The sequence below is a fragment of the Cupriavidus sp. 05N40 genome (assembly GCF_056397305.1).
Map to the genome: position 1 here is coordinate 52485 of NZ_JBFTND010000049.1, position 16618 is coordinate 69102.

The 16618-nt window shown below is 66.8% G+C and carries 12 protein-coding genes; 7 read left to right on the top strand and 5 right to left on the bottom strand.

Going from position 1 to position 16618, the window contains the following annotated elements; genetic code table 11:
- Positions 1-38 precede the first annotated feature (38 nt).
- On the bottom strand, positions 39-629 hold the full coding sequence (locus tag AC1DO7_RS14085) for a TetR/AcrR family transcriptional regulator (RefSeq protein ID WP_441621125.1): 591 nt from the start codon (positions 627-629) through the stop codon (positions 39-41).
- Between the two features lie 214 nt (positions 630-843).
- On the opposite strand from AC1DO7_RS14085, the gene AC1DO7_RS14090 reads away from it, so the two are divergent.
- A complete protein-coding gene (locus tag AC1DO7_RS14090) occupies positions 844-1599 on the top strand; it encodes an SDR family oxidoreductase (protein WP_441621127.1) in 756 nt (251 codons plus the stop codon).
- A gap of 169 nt (positions 1600-1768) precedes the next feature.
- On the opposite strand, the gene AC1DO7_RS14095 is transcribed toward AC1DO7_RS14090, so the two are convergent.
- Positions 1769-2704 carry a LysR substrate-binding domain-containing protein gene (locus AC1DO7_RS14095; RefSeq protein WP_441621129.1) on the bottom strand — a complete coding sequence of 312 codons (936 nt, stop codon included), beginning with the start codon at positions 2702-2704 and terminating at the stop codon, positions 1769-1771.
- A 163-nt stretch (positions 2705-2867) separates the two neighbouring features.
- Between AC1DO7_RS14095 and AC1DO7_RS14100 the strand changes: the two genes are divergently transcribed.
- The 4 genes from AC1DO7_RS14100 to AC1DO7_RS14115 all read left to right on the top strand — a co-directional run bounded on the left by AC1DO7_RS14100 (position 2868) and on the right by AC1DO7_RS14115 (position 7111).
- Positions 2868-4100: a CaiB/BaiF CoA transferase family protein gene (locus AC1DO7_RS14100; RefSeq protein WP_441621131.1), complete on the top strand. Its 1233-nt coding sequence runs from the start codon at positions 2868-2870 to the stop codon at positions 4098-4100.
- A 19-nt stretch (positions 4101-4119) separates the two neighbouring features.
- The gene (locus AC1DO7_RS14105; protein WP_477116249.1) at positions 4120-5259 is read left to right on the top strand and encodes an acyl-CoA dehydrogenase family protein; all 1140 of its coding nucleotides are present in this window, start codon (positions 4120-4122) and stop codon (positions 5257-5259) included.
- Between the two features lie 83 nt (positions 5260-5342).
- Complete coding sequence (locus AC1DO7_RS14110) at positions 5343-6800, top strand: purine-cytosine permease family protein (protein ID WP_441621134.1); 1458 nt, start codon at positions 5343-5345, stop codon at positions 6798-6800.
- 110 nt (positions 6801-6910) lie between these two features.
- The gene (locus AC1DO7_RS14115) at positions 6911-7111 is read left to right on the top strand and encodes a DUF3606 domain-containing protein (RefSeq protein WP_441621136.1); all 201 of its coding nucleotides are present in this window, start codon (positions 6911-6913) and stop codon (positions 7109-7111) included.
- Between the two features lie 60 nt (positions 7112-7171).
- Here the strand turns inward: AC1DO7_RS14115 and AC1DO7_RS14120 are convergent, their stop codons facing one another.
- Entirely contained in the window at positions 7172-9157 is a 1986-nt protein-coding gene (locus tag AC1DO7_RS14120) for an alkyl/aryl-sulfatase (RefSeq protein ID WP_477116255.1), read from the bottom strand.
- A 107-nt stretch (positions 9158-9264) separates the two neighbouring features.
- Here AC1DO7_RS14120 and AC1DO7_RS14125 point away from each other — a divergent pair, with 107 nt between their 5' ends.
- Entirely contained in the window at positions 9265-10155 is an 891-nt protein-coding gene (locus AC1DO7_RS14125) for a LysR family transcriptional regulator (protein WP_477116250.1), read from the top strand.
- A 55-nt stretch (positions 10156-10210) separates the two neighbouring features.
- On the opposite strand, the gene AC1DO7_RS14130 is transcribed toward AC1DO7_RS14125, so the two are convergent.
- Complete coding sequence (locus tag AC1DO7_RS14130; protein WP_441621140.1) at positions 10211-11380, bottom strand: catalase family peroxidase; 1170 nt, start codon at positions 11378-11380, stop codon at positions 10211-10213.
- Between the two features lie 261 nt (positions 11381-11641).
- On the opposite strand from AC1DO7_RS14130, the gene AC1DO7_RS14135 reads away from it, so the two are divergent.
- The gene (locus AC1DO7_RS14135) at positions 11642-12778 is read left to right on the top strand and encodes a GGDEF domain-containing protein (RefSeq protein WP_477116251.1); all 1137 of its coding nucleotides are present in this window, start codon (positions 11642-11644) and stop codon (positions 12776-12778) included.
- Between the two features lie 65 nt (positions 12779-12843).
- Here AC1DO7_RS14135 and AC1DO7_RS14140 read toward each other — a convergent pair whose 3' ends face one another.
- Positions 12844-15606: an EAL domain-containing protein gene (locus AC1DO7_RS14140; protein WP_477116252.1), complete on the bottom strand. Its 2763-nt coding sequence runs from the start codon at positions 15604-15606 to the stop codon at positions 12844-12846.
- Positions 15607-16618 lie beyond the last annotated feature (1012 nt).

Here is a 16618-nt window from a genome sequence, read left to right on the forward strand (position 1 = left end):
AATACACGACCAGTCGTCTATTTAAAAAGGTAAAAAAATCAGCCCAGCAGCCGCTTGAGGGTGACCTGCTGAAAACGTCGGCAGGCCTCGCCATTGCGCTCGACCTTGCTGCGCAGCACCGCGCCCTCCCAGGCCTCGACGATGATGGCCGCGAGCTGCGCGGAATCATGATCCGCAGCAAGCTCCCGGCGCGTCTTCGCCTCATCGAGGCAGGCAACAACCATACCTTCCCAGCGCGCCAGGATCCGCTCCAGGGCACCCCGGACTTCGACACTGGAATTGGAAAGCTCAAGGGAAAGATTACCTACCATGCACCCAAGCCTGAATTCTTGCGCGGCATGATCGTCCACCAGCAATGCGAACAGCGTCTCGATGCGCTCCAGCGGCTTGATGCGAGCGTCGTACATCACTTTGCCATGGCGTTGTTCGATTGACTCCCAATAGGCCTCGAGCACTTCGGCGGCAAAGGTTTCCTTGCTGTCGAAGTAGCTGTAGAAGGACCCCTTGGGGACATCCGCGGCAGCCACGATGTCCTGCACCCCGGCCCCGTTGAAGCCCAGCTCGTGGACAACACGGCCGCCGTCGGTCAGCAGGCGGTTGCGGATCTCGGGGTTGGCGGGCCTGGGCATGTCGAATTCGGTGATAAAGGTGGATGGGCGAAAGATAGACGACTGGTTGACTATTGTCAAACGCCCCGTACGCGCGCCGGGTTACCCAGGCCGTGGCTGGTCGCCGTCACCCTGACGTCCCTGTCGTTGACTTTCTTGTTGGCGCGTGCTAACCCACTTGAGCATCCGATTTTTTCCTCGCCTCCATTCGAACCCAGTTATGGGAGAGTGAACCATGAAGATCATCGTCATCGGCGGTACCGGCCTGATCGGCTCGAAGACCGTCGCCATCCTGCGCCAGGGCGGCCACGAGGTCGTCGCCGCATCTCCCAAAAGCGGTGTCAACACCATCACCGGCGAGGGGCTCAAGGAGGCCCTCGCCGGAATGCAGGTCGTGATCGACCTCGCCAATTCGCCCTCTTTTGAAGACAAGGCGGTGCTGGAATTCTTCGAGACCTCCGGCCGCAACCTTGCCGCGGCGGAGGCCGCGGCGGGCGTCGGGCACCATGTCGCGCTATCCATCGTCGGGATCGAACGGACGCCCGACAATGGCTATTTCCGCGCCAAGGTCGCCCAGGAGAAACTGGTGGAAGCCTCCGGCATCCCCTACACCGTCATCCGCTCGACCCAGTTCCTGGAATTCCTCGGCGGCATCGCCGCTTCGGGCGCGGATGGAAACGTCGTCAGGATTTCGCCCGGCCTGTTCCAGCCCATCGCGGCGGACGACGTTGCCGCCATCGTTGCCGATGTGGCGCTCGCGGCGCCGAAGGGCGGCACCGTCGAGATCGCGGGTCCGGAACGCGCGCCGTTCAACGAAATCGTCGCTCGTTACCTGAAGGCCGTCGGCGACCCGCGTGAGGTGGCGCGTGACCCCGAGGCCCGATATTTCGGCGGCCTGGTCGAGGAGTTTTCGCTCGTGCCGCTAGGCGAGGCGCGCCTCGGCCATATCGGTCTCGACGAATGGCTGCGCCGCTCGCAGGCAGGAGCCTGATCCCGCATCCACCAAGCGAATGGCAGGGGCGCCATGAAGCGTATCTTCATGGTGGACACGAACGGGACGGAACTGACGATCCCGTTCGGGAACTGAGGTTCAAGACCTTTCGCGCCTGACCGCGAAAGCCGCACCAGACCGCCCGCGGCTCTCCGCGTGGCGATCTGCGTCATGCCGTTGCACGCGTGCGCCCCCGGCGCGCGGCCTGCGCCGCCATCGCCTCGCCCACCGCCTCGCGCGCGCAGCCGGCCAGCAGCTCCGAAGCCGGGCTGCGCGATGCGCGCGCCGAGCGCGCGATCACCAGCGGCTGGCGCACGGTTTCCTCGCGGATGGGCCGCTCCACCACGCCGACGGTCTGCGCCGCGGCCGGCGCCTGCGTGATCAGCAACGCCACGCCCAGCCCGTTGGCCACCATGCTGCGCGCCAGCTCCAGCGACGTCGCGCGGTAGCGGACCTCGGGCTGCAGCCCGAATTGCCAGAACGGCGCCATCAGGAATTCGCGGCTGTGCGGCAGGTCGATCAGGATCAGCGCCTCCTGCGCCAGCGCGTGCAGCGATACGCCGCCGCGCCCCCGGGCGAGCCTGGATCCGGCCGGCACCAGCCCGTACGGCCGCAGTTCGGCCAGGCATTCACGCTCGATCTCGATGGGCAGCCCCACATCGTAGGTCAGCGCGAACTCGATATGGCCGCTGTGCAGCCAGTCTTCGAGCTGCGCCAGGTCGCCCTCGACAAAGCGCACCGTCAGGTTCGGATAACGCTCCCGTGCGATGCGCAGCAGCAAGGGCAGGTACACCGGCGCCAGCGTGCTGAACACGCCGATCTGCACCTCGCCCGCGGCGCCGTCGCCGCTCTTGCCGGCCTCGAACGCGGAAGCCGCGCGCAGGATCTCCCTGGCTTCGGCCAGCTTCTGCACCCCGAAGCGGGTCAGCGTCATCTTCGATCCCGCATCGCGCGCGAACAGCGCTGCCTCGAACAGCGTTTCCAGCTCCCGGATGGCGACCGAGATCGAAGGCTGCGACACATTGAGCTGCCGCGCCGCGGCCGTCGTGCTGCCGGTATCGGCGGCCGCGGCGAAGTAGCGCAACAGGCGCAGGGAGATACGCATCAGGAAATCGTATAGGTACTAGTTGATTTCCATATTTTACTTGATAGCCATCGATGCACAGAATCCAGGTCACAGGAACGCGGTCCGCGCGGCGACGCCGGCGCACAAGCGTCGCGACAAGCGTTCGAGACAGCGTTCGAGACAAGACCTGGAGGCGCAAGCAATGACCCATCCCGACCCGAATCCCGCCGGCATGCTGGCCGGCATCCGCGTGATCGACTTCTCCCGTGTGCTGGCCGGGCCTTACTGCACGGCGCTGCTCGCCGATCTCGGCGCCGAAGTGATCAAGATCGAACCACCCGGCGGCGACGACTATCGCGCCGTCGGCCCCTTCGCTGGCGGCGAGAGCGGCCTGTTCTCCGCCATGAACCGCAACAAGCAGAGCATCGTCATCGACCTCAAGGCCGAGGCCGGACTCGCGCTGGCACGCTCGCTGTGCGCGCAGGCCGACGTGGTGGTGGAGAATTTCCGCCCGGGCGTGGCGGACAAGCTGGGCATCGGCTACGCGGCGCTGCAGGCGCTCAATCCGGCGCTGGTGTATGCCAGCGTCTCGGGCTTCGGCCAGACCGGCCCCGAATCGCACCGCCCCGCCTACGACATCATCCTGCAGGCCCTGTGCGGCCTGATGGACGCCACCGGGTCGCCGGACGGCCCGCCCACCGTGCTGGGCGAGGCGGTCTCCGACGTGGTGAGCGGGCTGTTCGCCTCCTGGGGCATCCTGGCCGCCCTGCTGGCGCGCCACAAGACCGGCCAGGGCACGCACGTGGATGTCTCGATGTTCGACGCCACGCTCAGCCTGAGCGCCACGCTGGTCGCCCGCTATGCCGCCACCGGCCTGGCGCCGCGCCGCGTGGGCAACCGCCATCCGTCGTCCGCGCCGTTCGGCGCCTACCGTGCCGCGGACGGCTTCTACGTGGTGGCGGTGCTGAACAACAAGCTGTTCCACGCGCTGGCCGGCGCCATCGGCCAGCCCGCGCTGGCGAGCGACCCGCGCTTCGCCGACGACCACACGCGCTGCAGCCATGAAGCCGATCTGCGCGCGTGCATCGAGCACTGGTCCGCCACCCGCACGGTGGCGCAGGTCAATGACACCCTTGGCGCCGCGGGCATCCCCGTCGCGCCGATCCGCAACGTCAAGCAGGCGCTCGAAAGCGAGCATGCCGGACATCGCGGCCTGCTCAGCGAGGTGCGGGACGCGCAAGGCGGCGCGGCCCGCGTGCCTACCCAGCCGGTGAAGTTCTCTGGCCAGGCCGCCAACCGCGCATGCCGCGCGCCCGCGCTCGGCCAGCACACCGACGCCATCCTGCGCACGCTCGGCATCACCGCCGGGGATGCCCGCGCCCTGCGTGCCAGCGGCGCATTCGGACCGGATGCAGTCACCCCCGCGCACGCCTGAACCAAACTGGAGAATCAACATGCATGAACGACTGGGCGTACAGCCGGCCGACATCGAAATGGCCGACGCCATCGGGCGTTTCGCCCGCATTGAACTCGCACCCAGGGCCGCGGAGGTGGACCGCGACGAAATCCCGTCCACGCGCTACGTGCCCCAGCTCGCCGAACTCGGCGTGATGGGCATGAACCTGCCGCAGCGCTGGGGCGGCATCGATGCCTCGCCCGTGGCGCTGATCCTCTCGCTGGTGGAAATCGCCAAGGCCTGCGCCTCCACCTCGTCGATGATCGGCGCGCACTACCTGTCCACCGACTCGATCCTGATCGGCGGCGACGACGACCTGCGCGCGCGCTACCTGCCGGACGCCGCCGCCGGCACCAGGCTCGGCGCCTTCGCGCTGACCGAGCCGCGCGCCGGCTCCAACCCTGCCGACATGGCCACGCGCGCCACGCCCGAAGGCAACGGCTACCGGCTGCGCGGCGTGAAGCACTTCATCTCCAACGCCAACGCGGCGGACTTTATCGTGGTCTACGCCAAGACCGATCCCGATGCCGGCACGCGCGGCATCAGTGCCTTCGTGGTCGACCGGCACACAGAGGGCGTGGACGTGGCCCCGGCGGAAAAGCTGATGGGCATCCGCGGCGCCCCCGCGCACGAGGTGGCGCTCGACTGCTTCGTGCCCGCCGCCAACCGCCTCGGCGCCGAAGGCAGCGGCTTTCGCACCGCCATGAAGGTGCTCGACAACAGTCGCCTGGACGTGGCCRCCACCAGCCTCGGCATCGCCGAAGCCGCGCTCGAGGCCGCCACCGGCTGGGCCAGGCAGCGCCACGTGGGCGGCGAGCCGCTCTCGCGCAAGCAAGGCCTGCAATGGATGTTCGCCGACATGCGCACGCGCCTCGAGGCCGCCTGGCTGCTGACACTGCAGGCGGCCGTGCGGCGCGGCGCGGGCCAGCCCTTCACGGACCATGCCTCCATGGCCAAGCTCTATGCGTCCGAGACGGTGGGCTTCGTCACCGACACCGCGCTGCAGATCCACGGCGGCTACGGCTTCACGCGCGAGATGCCGCTGGAGCGCCTGGTGCGCGACGCACGCATCCTGCGCATCTATGAAGGCTCTTCCGAAATCCAGCGCACCGTGATCGCGCGCGCGGCCTTTGCCTGAGCAACGCCGCCAGGCTGCCAATCCATGATTCGACCGCCGGCGGCACTGCCGCACGGCGGCGCACCCCGATGCAGGAGACAGACATGACAACCGATGACAAGGCGCATCGCCCCGGCGCCGCACCCGCGCCCACGCTGGTCGAACGCCGCTCGATCGACTTCATCCCCGACGCCGAGCGGCACGGCAGCCTGTCGAGCCAGTTCACGCTGTGGCTCGGCGCCAACCTGCAGGTCACGGCGGTGGTCACCGGCGCGCTGGCGGTAGTGCTCGGGGGCGACGTGTTCTGGTCGCTGATCGGGCTGTTCGCCGGCCAGCTCCTCGGTGGTGCGGTGATGGCGCTGCATGGCGCGCAGGGCCCGCAGCTCGGCCTGCCGCAGATGATCTCCAGCCGCGTGCAGTTCGGCGTGTACGGCGCCGTCATCCCGCTGGTGCTGGTGTGCGTGATGTACATAGGCTTCTCCGCCAGCGGCATGGTGCTGGCCGGCCAGGCCCTGGGCCAGTTGCTGCATATCGGCAACGGCAGCGCCATCCTGGTGTTCGCGGCCATGGTCGTGCTGCTGGCCACGCTGGGCTATCGCACCATCCATGCCATGGGCCGCATCGCCAGCGTGGTCGGCGTACTGGCCTTCCTGTACCTGTTCGCCAGCTTGCTGCACGGACACGACATCGGCGCGCTGCTGCAGCGGCGGCACTTCACGGTAGCGTCGTTCCTGCTGGCCGTGTCCCTGTCGGCCTCGTGGCAGATCGCCTACGGCCCCTACGTGGCGGACTATTCACGCTACCTGCCGCGCTCCACCTCCGCGCTCAAGACGTTCCTGGCGGTGGGCATCGGCTCCGTGGCAGGCGCGCAGATCGCCATGGTGTTCGGGGTCTTCGCCGCCGCGCTGGCCGGCGACCGCTTCGCCGGCCATGAAGTGGCCTTTATCGTCGGCCTCGGCGCCACCGGCGCGGTGGCCGCCCTGCTCTATCTCACCATTGCGCTGGGCAAACTCACCATCACCACCCTCAATGCCTACGGCAGCGTCATGTCCGTCGCCGCCATCCTCACCGGCTTCACCGGAAGGCGCACCATCGCGGGCCGCACGCGGCTGTTCTTCATCTTGCTGATGGCCGGCCTGTCCGCGGTGCTGGCGCTGGCCGGCGAGCGCGCCTTTCTCAAGGAGTTCTCGGCCTTCCTGCTGTTCCTGCTGGCTTTCTTCACGCCGTGGAGCGCCATCAACCTGGTCGACTACTATTTCGTCACCCGCGAGCGCTACGACATACCCGCCCTGTTCGATCCCGACGGGCGCTACGGCCGCTGGAACCTGACCGGCATCGCGGTCTACGCGCTCGGCGTGCTGGTGCAACTGCCGTTCATCGCCACGGGCTTCTATACCGGCGCGCTGGTGGACACGCTCGGCGGCGTCGATATCTCATGGATCATCGGCCTCATCGTGCCCGCGGCGCTCTACTATTTCGCGTGCCGCGCCACCGTGCGCGAACTGCCGCAATCGCTGGCCCTGCCTGACCAAGCCGGGCGCACCGAACCCTCGGGCGGCTAAAGGACCACGCGAGCCGCCTGCGAATTTCGGTGCGGCGGACCGTATCGGGCCGACTACAATGCAATGCGCGACAGTCCTCCGACGAGGCCTGCAACCGCCCGGAGATGCGCATGAGCCACGATCTGAAGGACTTCAGGCCCCTGGACCCGGGCCGCGTGAACACCATGGACGGCGTCGAAGTGCAGTACTGGTGCATGGCGCTCAACTGCACGTCGGCCGAACTGCAGGAAGCCGTGGCCAATGCGGGCGACCACATCTCCGCGGTGCGCGCGCGGCTCGAAGCGTTGTATCCGGAGAGGCGGCACGGATAGGCTGCCGGCGGCCTCCCTGCCGCGTGGCTGACAGGAGGGCCGGTACAGGCCGCTGCCGCCTCAGCGCAGCGGCTGCGGCGTGACGATATTGAAGCGCGGATCGAAGCTGTCCAGCATGCCGAACAGCGACGTGACGGCGCGCGGGTCCCCGCTGATGCGGATCGCGCCGCCCTGCACCGCATCGGCCACRCTCAGTTGCTTGAGGCTGATCTTGTCGAGCGTGGATTTTTCCAGTGTGATGGTCGCGGTGGRCTGCGCCGCCTGCGTGTCGGCAAGGTAAGTCAGGGCGCTGTTGCGCAAGGTCATTGCATAGCGCTGCTGCAGATCGGTGAAATTCCAGTTCAGCGTCATCTGCCTGCCGGCGGYCTTGTCGGCATTCAGGCGCGCGGCGAGAAAGTCGAAGAAATTCGGCACCGTCAGCGCACGGATCAGGTCGGGCGACCCCAGCCCGCCGGAGAATTTCTTGTCGACGCCATCGCGCAGTTCCTGCGCGCCCGTCAGATAGACGTTGCGCCAGGTGGCGTTCTCGCTCTGATAACCGAGTTGCTCGAGCGCATCGGCCTGCAGCGCGCGGGCGGCGGCGTTGTCGGGATCGGCGAACACCAGCTCGTTGCCGATCTGCGCCACCCAGCGGTATTCGCCGCGGGCATAGGCCTCGCGGGCCCTGGCGAGCACCGCTTCGGCGCCCCCCATCCATTCGATGGTCTTCCTGGCGGCCTGCACCGGCGGCAGGGGGTTCAGGTGCGCCGGGTTGCCGTCGTAGAAGCCGAGATAACGTTGGTAGACGGCGCGCACGTTGTGACTGACCGAGCCATAGTAATCGCGCGCGTACCATTTGCTGCCCAGCGGCTCGGGGAGCTTCTTCAGGGTCTCGGCAATGTCCAGCGGCGTCAGGCCCTGGTTCATCAGGCGCAGCGTCTGGTCATTCAGGTAGGCGTACATGTCGCGCTGGTCCGACAGCATCTCGACGATCTGCCCGCGCCCCCAGGTCGGCCAGTGATGCTGGCCGATCAGGATGTCGGTGCGCTCGCCGTAGCGCTGCAGGGACTGCCCGATGTAATACGACCAGGCCTTGGCATCGCGCACCTGGGCACCGCGCAGCGTCAGCAGGTTGTGCTGTGTGCGCACGGCATTCTCGGCGATGCACAGCGTGCGCAGCTGCGGGAAGTACAGGTTCATCTCCGCCGGCGCTTCGGTGCCGGGCGTGAGCTGGAATTCGATGTCGATGCCGTCGATACGCCGCGTATCGATGCTCTTGCCGATGAGGTCGGTGGGCGCGAGCAGCGTAATGGTGCCGCGCGCGGTCGCCTTGCCCAGGCCGACATCGACMAGGCCGGTGGCGCTCTGCGGCAACTGGGTACCGTACATGTACTGTGCGCGCCGGCCCATGGCATTGCCCGCCAGCACGTTTTCGCTGACGGCCTCTTCCATGAAACCGGCCGGCGCCAGGACAGCGACCTTGCCGCGTTTCACGTCGTCTTCGCTGACAATGCCCTTGGCCCCGCCGAAGTGATCGGCGTGGCTGTGCGTGTAGATGACCGCGACTACCGGCTTGCGCGGCCGGTTGGCGTAGTACAGGTCCAGGGCGGCCCGCGCCGTCTCGGCGCTCAGCAAGGGATCGATCACGATCAGGCCGGTGTCGCCCTCGACGATGTCCATATTGGAGATATCGGCGCCGCGCACCTGGTACAGGCGGTCGGTGACCTTGAACAGGCCGGCTTCGTTGTTGACCTGCGCCAGCCGCCACAGGCTCGGGTTCACCGTGGGCGGCGCCGCGCCCTGCTCGAAGGCGTAGGCATCGAAGTCCCATACCACGCGGCCATCCGCGGCGCGGATGACGCGTTCGGGAAAGCGCGCCACCAGGCCGCGGCGGGCATCTTCGAAATCCTGGCGGTCATTGAACGGCAGCGCCTGCTGCCACGCCGCATTGGCGCTGGCCGTCAGGGGGGTGGCAGGTCCGGCGGCACGCGCGGCGCCCGGGTGGGTGGCAAACCACGCGGCAGACGCGGCGGCAAGGGCGAGCGCAAGGGGGCGGGCAACGAGCATCATGGATGGAAAGCCTCGGAGGGTACAGCGAGACGCTTATTTGAGCCTTCCCACACATATAATTCAATTGCAAAATACGTATCCCATCGATGCATTGAGCGCATACCTTGAACCTCAAGCGGCTTGAACACCTGATCGCAGTGGCCGAGGAAGGATCGCTGGCCGGCGCCGCCCGCCGCGTCCACCTGAGCCAGCCGGCGCTCACGCGCAGCATCCAGGCCCTGGAAGACGAGGCAGGCGTGGCCCTGTTCGACCGGGGCGCGCGCGGCGCGACACTGACCACGACCGGCAGGATGGTGACGGAAAGAGCGCGGCGCATCCTGTTCGAGACGCACTGCCTGGAGCGCGACCTGGCCCTGGTGCAACAGCATGAGATGGGCAGCGTGCGGCTCGGACTGGGCCCGTTCCCGGCGGCGATCCTGCTGCCCGACATGCTGTGCGCCCTGCATCGCGACTGGCCGAAGCTGCGCATCGCGACCGAGGTCAATCATGCCGCGGCGCTGCTGGCGGGCCTGAATGCGGAAAAGCTGGATTTCCTGGTGGTGGAGCAAAGTACCATCCCCGTGGTGGCGGAGCTGGAGATGAAGCCCCTGCGGCCGGAGCCGGCGGGCTATTTCGTGCGTGCCGGCCACCCGCTCTGCGGCACGCCGGTCACGCCCGCGCAATTGCGCCAGGTGGCCCTGGTATCCGTGCTGTTCCCGGCGGAAACGCATGAGCGCCTGCGCCGGCTGCTGCGCTGCAAACCCGGCGAGGACCTGCCACTGCAGGTCGAAAGCAACGATTTCCGTGCGCTGACACACCTGACCARCCATTCCGACGTGGTGCTGCTGGCGCCGACGCGCGCCCTGCGCGCCGAACTGGAAGCCGGCACGCTGGCCCAGCTCGATACGCAGGAGATTCCGGCGAACGGCCTGCGCTTCGCCATCGTGCGGCTGGCGCAGCGTACGCTGTCGCCGGCGGCCGAGCGGGCGGTGGCGGCCATCGAAGCGGTGGCCTGACGGCCGTAGCCGCCTGAGGCGGTGGCTGAGGCTGTGGCGGCCGGATCCGGTGCGCTCACTGCTGCGCCTGCGCCCGTCTGCGTGCCAGCGAGATGGCATAGGCAGCCTGGCGGGCCGCGAAGATTTCATCGGGCGGGCGCCCGATGCCGTCGGCAAGATTGCTCGGGTTGAAGATGGTTTCGTCGCACGGTGCGTTGTTCTCGATCGCATTGATCGTGATCGTGCCCAGCCGTACCGATTCGCGGCTATCCTCGTCCGGCCATCGCATGGTCGCATCCATGGTCGGATCCCCGGGACGGCCCAGCAAGGCCAGCACGTCGAACCTGAAGCCACCCGCGGCGATCCGCGCCTCGAGATCCCGGTAGAGGAAATCCGCCGGCTTGTCCTTGGCCTGCTCGTCCGACAGCGTCACGTCCCCGCCGGGCGGAACGACCTTGAACTTGATGAAGCGCACTTCCGCCCTGGCATTGGTGGCGGGAAACGCATGGACGCCCCAGTAGGTCGTTCCCGCGAAGCTGGCGGGAAGCGGTCTGGCGGCGACGAAGCTGGCCTGGTTCAGCGTTTCCGGATTGGCGGCGGAGAATGCCTTGACCTTCTCCGGATCCGGCTTGCCGTCCGGCCCCGGAACGCGCGCCCTGAGGAAGGCGAGCATCTGGTCGAGCGTTTTCGCGAAGTGCACCGGCGCGTTCTCCACCAGGATGTCCGATGTATGGCCGGCCTCACCCAGCTTGAACGCGAAGCCACGCAGCACCAGCTTGTTGGTGTCCGCCACGTTCGGGTTGCCGCCGCCAAGCGAGAACCGGCCAATGACGGGCGACGCCCGCGTGAAGCTCAGTGACCGGGTGACCTGGGCGGCCTGCGGCGACGGGGCATAGGTGCCGCGCACGCACTGGCCTTTGGCAAAGCTGGCGCGTGCCTTTGGGGGATCGCCTGCAACGGCTTTCAGTGTTTCCACGATCACCGCCGGATCGGCATGCACGACCGGGCCGGCGGGTTGCGCTTGTTGCGCGTTCGATGCCGGCATGCACAGGCCGCCCCCGCAGATGGCCAAAACTATCTGGCCCAAGGCTTTCGCCCGTCTGGTTTGCGCGTTCATCCCCTGGCCTCCTTCCGGTCCCGCACGAGCATCCGTATCGGGGCGCGACAAACTGAGATGAGCTAAAGCATAGACGGCAATGGCGCAATGGCCGGCCCCGAAGCACCGCTTTCTCGTATCGGCATGCAAGCGCGGTTCACGACAATCCGTGGGGGAAGATTCGCTTTGCGGCCCGTTCGAGTCCGATCCCGCCGCCTCCACGTGCCGGGCGCCCCCGTGCGGACCGGCCGTGCCGCCACCCGACACCCCTCCTTAGGGGGAATCGGATGCGCAACCTGCCAAGTCGCCTTCTGTGCCCTTGCCGCGATGAATCCGATAGAATCCAGCCTTTCCGATTCGTGCAACGCGAACCGGCGAATCCAAGCGCGGCATTCACGGGAATGGAGGGACATGAAAACAGCGGCTTTCAGCCTGCCACGCTGGCGTTCTACAACGTGGTTGTGCGACCCCGGCCCGAACGTTCCCGAAGACATTCGCGTAAAGCTGATCGGAAGCCTGTTCGGCACCCTGCCCATCTTCGCCGGCGGCGTGCTCAACACCATCGCCGTCGCCATGGCGATCGCCTGGCGGGACCCCAGCACGGCCTTCCTTGCGTGGGTCGTCATCGAGATCCTGCTCTGCGGCACGCGCCTGTRCCTCCTGGTCGCGGCGCACCGCGCTTCGGCGGCGGGCCGCCATACCTTCACCGATGTCTACGTGATCCTCGCCGTGCTGTGGGGCGCGAGCGTGGGCTACGGTGCGTTCATCAGCATCCTCAGCTCGGACTGGGTGGCGGCAACGCTTTCCTGCCTGTCCGCGGCCGCCATGGTGGGCGGCATCTGCTTCCGCAATTTTGGCGCGCCGCGGCTGGTCGCGATCATGATCCTGCTGTCCCTCGGGCCCTGCTGCATCGCCGCCCTGCTTTCGGACGAGACCGTGCTGCGCCTGACGCTCGTGCAGATCCCGTTCTATCTCGTTGCCATGAGCATCGCAGCCTTCCACCTGAACCGGCTGCTGGTATCGACGATGAAGGCGGAGCGGGAAAACGACCATCGCGCGCGCCATGACGCCCTGACCGGCCTGCCGAACCGAGCGGGACTGGTTCACGCGTCCGCGCATTTGTACAAGGCGGACCAGATCGACGAAGGAAAGACGGCGGTCCTGTACATGGACCTGGACGGCTTCAAGCCCGTCAACGACCGGCACGGACATGAGGCCGGCGACCAGCTGCTGGTGACGCTAGGCAAGTGGCTCGATGCGCTGAAAGGTCCGGACGACATGGTCTTTCGCATCGGCGGGGACGAATTCGTCGTCATCGTGCGCGCCCGCGACGAAGCCGGCGTCGCCTTGTTCGCCGACCGGCTGATCAGCGAAGTGCCCGCCCCCTTCACGCTGGCGCCCAATGTTTCGGTGAGGATCGGCGTCAGCGTCGGGGTCGCACTCATTCCGGAGCATGGCACCGACGTCATGGGCGCGCTCACGGCCGCCGACAAGGCCCTCAACCTGGCCAAGCTCAACGGCAAGGCCAAGTGGACGCTCGCATCCTAGCAGCGACACCCTTGCGCCGGCGCGCTGCCGTGCGGATGCGACCGGAAGCGACCGGAGGCGACTGACTAGCCAGCCTGCGCGGCCTCGCGCGGGCCAGCGAAATGCCCGGGCCTGGCCACGCCGAAGCCCTGTGCATAGTCCACGCCAAGGGCGCGCAGCTTTGCGAGCTTCGCATCGCTGTCCACCCATTCGGCGATGGTCTTCTTGCCCATGRCATTGGCGATGCGCTGAATTGCCTCGATCACCACCAGATTGACCGGATCGCCGAACATCTCGTTGACAAAGCCGCCATCGATCTTGATGTACTCCGTCGGCAGGTGCTTGAGATAGGCGAAGGACGACATGCCGGCGCCGAAATCGTCGAGGGCAAAGCTGCACCCCTTGTCCTGCAGTTGCTCGATGAAGGTGGYGGCCTGCGCCAGGTTGCCGATGGCCGCCGTCTCCGTGATCTCGAAACAGACGTGCCGCAGGGGAATGCCGTGGCGCGCCGCGCGCTCGGCGATATAGGCAGGCAGGAGCTGGTCGCCCAGGGACGCTCCGGACAGGTTGATCCCGCATACCGCGATATCGCCCGGCCGGTCACCAAGGCAGCCCGCCAGCGCGGCAAACCCGGCTTCGATCACCCAGCGATCCAGCGCGGGCATGAGGTTGTAGCGTTCGCAGGCAGGAATGAATGCCATGGGCGGAACCAGTTGCCCGGCGTCATCGAGCATGCGCAAGAGCAGTTCGACATGCCGGCCCTGTGCGCCGCCGGCCTGCAAGGGCGCGATCTCCTGAGCGTGCAGGCAGAAGCGGCCGGCTTCCAGGCCGGTGTGGATCCGGCTCACCCATTCCATCTCGCCGTGCAGCGCGCGCACGGCCTCGTCACGCTGGCGATATACCTGGACGCGGTTGCGCCCCCGCTCCTTGGCCAGGTAACAGGCGGCATCGGCGGCGCTGAGCGCCTCGGCCACCTGGGACATGTCGCGATCCAGGCTGATCATGCCGATGCTCGCGCTCACGGCGAAAGTGCGCTGGCGATGCACGAAGCGAAAACGTGCAATCGCCTCGCGCATGGCTTCGGCCACGCGCTCGCCATTGTCGACATGGCAGCCATCGAGCAGCACGCCGAACTCGTCGCCGCCCAGCCGCGCCAGGGTATCCGATTCCCGCAACGTGGCGCGCATGACGACCGCGAGCTGCCGGATCAGTTCGTCTCCGGCGGCATGGCCGCAAGTGTCGTTGACTACCTTGAACTGGTCCAGGTCGAGGTACATCAGGGTATGCGTGCAGTCTTCGCTGCGAACGCGCCGCATTGCTTCGGCCAGGCGGCGTTCGAACTCGATGCGGTTGACCAGCCCGGTCAATGCATCGTGACTGGCCTCGTGGGACAGGCGCGCGGCGTCGGCCCGCTCGCTGCTGACATCGTGCAGCACCAGCACGGCGCCAGTGCAGGTCCGGTCGGCATGATGGATCAGCGCCACCGACAGCTTGACCGCGATCGGGGCGCGCTCGGGCCGCTCCAGCAGCAACGTGGAGAACCGCGGCCACGTCTTCTGCAGCACGGCGGCCCCCAATCCTGTCAACGGACTCCGGCTGGCCTCATCGCTCAGCGGACAGACCACATGCAGCGGCCTGCCTTTCGCGTCCGCGCTGTGCCACCCGGTCAGCAGTTCCGCCGCCGGATTCAATGCGTCGACATGGCCGTGCACGTCGACCGTGATGACGGCATCCCCGATCGCCTGGAGGGTAACCTGTGCCCGTTCCTTCTCGGCGAGCAGTTGTGCTTCGGCTCGTTTCTGATCGCTGATATCGGTAAGCGAGCCCGCCATCCGCCGGGCGTGACCGGCGGCGTCGCGCACCATGCGCCCGCGCGAGCGCACCCACAGGTAGCCACCGGCCCTGTTGCGCAGCCTGAACGAGCAGTCATAGGGAATGCCTTCGCGCAGATGCCGGCGCATCTGCGACTCGACGCAGGCAAGATCGTCGGGATGGCAATGCGCGCGTACCGTGCCGAGCAATCTTGGCAGCTCATGCTCCTCATAGCCGAGCATCTGCGCGCAGCGCGCCGAGAAATAAAGCGCATCGCTGCGCAGGTCCCAGTCCCACAGCCCGTCGTTGCTGCCGCTGATCRCCAGTGCCAGGCGCTCTTCGCTACGCGCCAGTGCTTCGCGCAGCAGCAGTTCCTTGCGCACGGAGCGGTTCGCCATCAGGATGCCGGGAAGCATGAGGRGGATCGCCGCGATGCCGATGCCCGGCATCAGCAGATTGCGCACCTGCCGCGAGATCTCGCCAAGCGAATAGGAGAAGGCCGCCTCCAGCGGCGTGAGCCGGTCGTCCGTTTCCCCTATGCGTTGCAGGAGCAGCCTGATCTCACCCTTATCTGCCGCCTCGGCCGCCTCGGCCCGCACGCTGGCATGCAACTGATCCGCGAGATCGCGCAGGGCCAGCACTTCATTGTCGGCGCGGCCCCAGATCGCAAGCGCGCGATCGATCGCCGGCAATCGCCCGAAATGGCGCATGAGCCGGATCATGCCGGAAATATCGTCGACGTGATTGCCCCCGGCAAGCAGCCCGGCCGCGGCCTTGTCGTAGTCAAGCCGATCGCTGGCAAATTCGAGCCTGGCCTGCCGGTCGCCAAGCGGTACCGCGATCGCGCGTTCGTAGGCGCGGAATTCCGCCTCGTCATGGCTGTCGGCGTACCGCATCAGGTGCATCACGGCTGCTTTCTGCCCCTTGCTCCACAAGCTCTCTCCGCCGACATAGGCGCGCGCGGCGGACAGCATGTCCACGCTGAAACCGGAGAGCAGCACCAGGATCAGCATGATCGGCAGGAACGGCCATATCACACGCAGGTCATGTCTTCCGCCCAAGGGGTATCGGCGCACTTGCCGCGCCGCGGCCCGGAGCGCCGATACCCTCGTGCGCAGGCAGGCTTGCGCCGCGCCCAAGGAAGCGCCAAGCGACCGGCCCAGTTCGTGACGTATCGAACTGGTGTTGAGTGCGCTTCCAAGTCCGAGTACCGGAACCATTCTCATGCCTCTCAAATATCGGAAAGGATCAATCGCTCTGACCCTTGCCCGCCTGAACCAGACTGGTCGGAAACGGTCCGCGGGAGCGCCCGTCTCCGGTTCGGGATACTTCGGCGGCCGGCCGCCGTTGCCCGCGGCCGCCGGCCTTTTGCAACGCGTGTTGCGGGTCAATACGGGCCCAGGCACAGCTCCGATAATCGCCTTGTGGAGGCTGCGATTACCCATCATGCCCAGGCTTGTCTCAACTTGTCGGCATGGACCTTGAATTCTTTAGCTTCTTTAGCATTTGAATTTCAGACAATGGAAAAAACAGTACGACGACCGACCCACTCACATTGGATTGGATTGATAAATACCGAATTTGAGTTATTCCCGCGCGCGGCTGCCGGCCACGGAGATTGGCTGTCGCACCGGCCTGCCATGCGGGAGTCGTCCGGGCGTACCGCCGGAAATGCCGGAAATGGCGGGTCCGGGCGAGGAATGGCATCCGCATTGCCCTGCGGGCGCGATGCGGGCAATTGAACCAGGAATGCAGCCGGAAAATGATTGGCCGCTGTTCGGAAAGGATATTAGCCAGAGCTGCAGGATGAACGTGGATTCCGCATGAATTTCCCGGATCGCGTTTTACCTGGCATCACTCTTTATTATCCTGACGTCACATGCATGATGGAAACGCCTGGCTGGTCGCCTCCCCCGGCCGCCGCGGCATTTCCCGGTCTGTGCAGCGAATTCGCCCGACAGCGGAAAGGCTCTCGGCTGCAAGACCGGCGACCGGCTGGTGATCCGGCGGCGAAAGCAAGAGAGCTCCGGTCATGCGGAGCTCTCTTGC